Below are 4,489 nucleotides of genomic sequence, written 5' to 3' on the forward strand. Positions count from 1 at the left end.
ATCCGCTCCACGCCGATCGGTGGGCGACCGACGCGGCCGCTGCGCGGATAGTGCGGCTCGATCAAGCCGCACAGCGCCGACCACGGCACCACGCGCTCCATCTCGCCCAGGAACTTCTCGCGCCTCGTCTGGCGCTTCTTGCCCGCGTACTCCAGGCTCGCAAAGCTCGTCTGTTTCATGCAACCATCCTCGCTGTCCACGCCTCGTTCGGCCATCGAGATCTGCCCGAATAAATCAGCGGTTCCCTAGAGACTTGAGCGTGCGCAGCAGCGGGTCCAATTCCCTGAGCGGCCTCATGTTCGGAGGTAGAGTGTGTCGGTGCGCCCAGAGCTTCAGAATGAGTTCAACGCATTCAGCTACGGCGGCATCTCGCGTCGCCCCGCCGGGCGCCCGTTCTGCGGCGGCGATCTTCTCAGCGACTAAGTGCGCCATCCACTGAGCCACGACATCGTCACCAAGCATCAAGCCGGCAACGATCCGCCTGCCGAGCTCGATGACTGCCTTAGAGCGAGCGATTGATTCCATCGTTGCCGATCAAGTAGTAGCGGTAATAGGGCCAGTTGTAGAAAGAGTATTCGTCATCGCCGGCCTGGTCTTTCGGCGGCTTGCGACGGACACTGACGCGTACGATCAGGCAGTCGGACCGACCATCCAGTAGTGCGCAAGTGAACTTGTCGTCGGCGCTTAGCCGATTGCCAGTAAGGGCGTCACGCTCTTCTCCGTAGCCGACGCTGCGTGACCAGGTTTCGCTCCTCATCGTGCCGCCTGATGAAAGCGTCCAAGACCTCGCGTCTGGATCCGTCGTCGGCTTCAAGGCGTCAAGGATCGTCGGACAAGGTCGCGGACCCGGGCTGGCTAGCTTGCCGGCCCAAGGGTCGTATTCGTCAAGGCGCAGTGAGTCGCTACCCGCCGTGACCCATCCGAAGAGCCGCATCTCCGGGTCACCAGAATCCCCTCGGTTGCCGATGTGGTCCGCGTCAGGCAGGTAGATGCTTCCTGGGTCAGGACTGGTCTGCAAGGCTGCCAGGAGAGCCTCTGCGTGACGGGAAGGAACAAGCACCGACGCTACTGACACGCTCTCACCATTGGCTGCATCGGTAGTCGTCCAATGCCCCCAAAGGACTTTCATGCCATCGTCTGTCGTCAACTGATCGTCCAGGTACTGTCTAGTCACCTCCCAGCACCATGAGGCATTTGATCGAGCTCCGCTCGTCGCGCCGGAGATACGGATCTCGGGGTCGCGCCGGTCAGCGAGCCACCGGTCGTCAGCGCGAGTCAACAACTGTTCCTTCAACCAGTCGTCAAAAGGGTTGTCCTCTTCTTCGGCGCGGCGGCGTATCGGCTTGGTCTTTAGAAGCAACCCAGCCACCAGCATCATGGCGTGATAGGACTGGTAGACGACTATGTCCTCTGTTTCGGGCATGGTGCCATGCGAGTGCGATGTTTCTCGTCCTCGATAAAGTCCGCGCTTATAGCGCTGATCATCGACATGCCTGTGAGGTCCCAGCGACATGCGCCCGCGCAAGGCTGACCGAGCTCGCCGCTCGATGGATTTCTCGTTCAGACCGAAGATACGGCCCAAGGGTGCGAACCAATATGGGCCAATGTCGATGCCGAAGTAGTACCTCTCGTCGTCATACGCTGGATCCGCATCTGAAGCGACGTCGTCAATGACGTCCCAGTCGCCTCTCGCGCACGTCTCAATGGAGAGCTCGGAGCGGTTTGCATCGTTCACGACAGCCAACAGATCCGTCGGCAATGCGCTTATCGCGTGGAGGCGTTTCAGTGCGTCTGACGCGAAATGCCGAATGACGACGTGTTGCTCCTTCGCGGCGGCGGCCAGAAAGGCAAGAAACGGGGTGACGGCGTTGGGTGCATCCATCGCGCCCCGTGCCAAGGCAAGACAGAGCCATTGGCGCGCGTGCCACTCGTAGAAAGTAAGCCCGCGGTCAACGAATGGCGTTGGGTCAGCAATGGTCGCGCGAGCCGCAAGCGCAGACAGCAGGGATGTCCATTCGAGTTGGAGGCAGTTGCGGATGCAATGGGTGTGTTCCCAGCGCTCCGCGGTGGAGGGCCGCGCTAGACCCGCCCAGAGGTAGCCGGCCAAGGCCTCCTCGCATGAGGATGAAGGTGCCAGCGCGTCGTCCCACGGTCCGTCACCGTCATTTGCCTCCAGAACGTCTTCCAGCAGGTCAAAGCCGAAGTTCAGGACCTCATCGGCCTCGTCGGAGTTCAAGTGCAACGCGAGCGGGTCAACCAAGTGGAATAGGTCGTTTGCACCCAGCGTATCGAGCCGCGAGAGGTACCCTTTGATCCGAGCGGCCGCGACTTCCCTTTCCGTCACGAGGCCCGCTTCGTAGAGTGCATCGAAAGGACCTCCACCCCCCCAGCCCCGGCGTCCAACGCGGTTGGGTTCACTGGTAGCAAGCGCGAGGACTGCTTTCCTCAGCTCATTGCGAACGGACTGAAGCCTCTTGCTGGGCTCCGACAGGTTCCGGGCCACGTCGATGAAGTGGTACAGGTCGAACCCGTCATCAGAAAGGATTGCGCGAAGGTACCCATCGATCTGCGACAAGGTCGCACGCTGGCACCCTTGTTTGTAGAACTCCCCAACGTACGTGCGATGGCCATACTTCTTGAGATTCCGTCGGGCCGCGTGGACAGCAACTGTGTCGCAAAGATCCAAACCGCTGAAGATTGCATCCCAGTCAGGTTTTTCGATGTCGTCGTGGAGTGCTTCCCAGGGCGCGGGAGCCTTCGTCGCCGCTTCAATGGACTCATTGGCTTCTGATGCCCGAAGCAGGCGCTCCAGGTCTGGAAGTACAACGTCGAGTGAGTCGGCCAGAGTCTCAAGCTGGCGCCAGGTCGACGCGTCGGTGAGATGGATGCGAATGAACCGATAGGCAGTCTGAAGAATCAACGTCTTTCGATCGGCGTTTGGCTCTGCATCGATGGCAGCCTTGGCGTCGTCGACGCGCTTCCATCCTCTCACGGTGCCGCTCAGCGCAATGGGGGCCCCCCTCGGAAGGTGCCCGGTGGCGACCAGCCTGTAGATCGCCATCGGGAAAAGATCGCCGGCAAACCCAAACGCTCTATCTCGCCACCGACTCAGGATCGCCAGGCTGGATGATGGGCACAGACCGACCAGGACTTCAACGAGTCGATCCCAATCCATGTACTTGTCCCGAGCCATGTGCTCGTAGGTGAGCTCCGCTATCCGCGCCAATCGATAGGCGGTCCGAGACCTCGGTTTGTCTAGGCGGTTTGCTGCATCAGCGAGATCGAGAAACGTCGTCCACCGCGACAGGTGCTCTTCTCCAATCTTGCTCGCGATGTCGATTGCCTGGTTGAAGTAAGCGGCCGATTCCGACTTGTTGACGCAAAAGATTGCGCGCGCCAACTCCTGCAGATCGTCGACGCRCATCTCCGCATCGTTGCGCGACACGGACAACTGGGCGAAAGCCCTGGTGCTGAGCTCCAGAGACAGGTCGGCCAGGCCGTTTGTCCGCGCGGCGACACGACACATCGCAGTGAGGCTAGTCGAGTGGATTCGGTCTTGCTCATCGACCCATTTCAGGAGCGCCTCGGCCTGAGCTGGTTGAGCAGCCCCCGCGTCGCGCAGAATCTGCGTCCATTCGACAGCAGCAATCATCTCGAGATTGAAATTTCGCTGGTAGTCCCTTGATGAAGCCGATTTCGTCTGCCTCAGAGCGGATTCAATTTGCTGATTGAGATCGGCAGGCAGGCGGCGACACGCAATCTCGGCGGCCAAGACGAACCAGGCGAGGACGCCTCCAGTTGCGAGTTCGAGCAGAGTTGCTTCCCGCCCTTTGCTTTGAGATCGCGCTGGCTCGAACTCTTGGCGTACTTCTTTCGATGCGAGGTCGATCAGCGCAATTCGCTGACCGCGCAGCGCCGCCTCCAGCGCGTATGCCCTGACGAGCTTCACGCGTTCGGAGTCGAAATCGTGGAGCTGGCTGGGCGGATCTGCCGGCAAGTAGCGCCGGAGCACCGCAGCCCAAGTCGCATCGTCGCGCGGTAAGCGTCGCAGCGCTTGTGTGATCGCAGACCTGACAGCATCCAGCACGTCGCTGCCCAGCTTCCAAGAGAGATCCTCGTCTGGCAGCTTGACCTTGGGGGTCGTCAAGATATCCATCAGACGGCGCAACGGCTCTTCCGGTAACAGATGGGCGACTCGTGTTGCTTCCGCAGCGAGGCCCAGCAACATCCAAACGTCCCCGTCGGCGTGCTCGGCAAGCTCATCCAGCCGCTTGTAGTCGCCGAGATCCGCCAGTCGGGCGGCAACGAGTTTCGTGGTGTTTAAGACGGTCGTTCTCGGACGCCATCCCTTGAGGAATCTCGCGGACTCAGCGGGGCCTCGCAGCCTCAAAAGGCCGATCGCGAGTTCAGCGCGATCGGCGTCGTCGATCGCGTTATCTCTGCGGCGCTTGCGAGGCTGTTTGCTCCAAACGACCAACCACTCCCAGGC

Annotated in this window: 1 protein-coding gene and 1 pseudogene; both read right to left on the reverse strand. The window is 60.8% G+C overall.

Annotation, left to right across the window (positions count from 1 at the left end):
- A pseudogene (locus tag AC1DXV_RS31705) lies at window positions 1-179 on the reverse strand (IS5/IS1182 family transposase); the annotation flags it as partial.
- A gap of 323 nt (window positions 180-502) precedes the next feature.
- Entirely contained in the window at window positions 503-4,477 is a 3,975-nt protein-coding gene (locus AC1DXV_RS31710; RefSeq protein WP_477937458.1) for a hypothetical protein, read from the reverse strand.
- Window positions 4,478-4,489 lie beyond the last annotated feature (12 nt).

The sequence above is a fragment of the Rhizobacter sp. P3_C12 genome, from assembly GCF_056402735.1.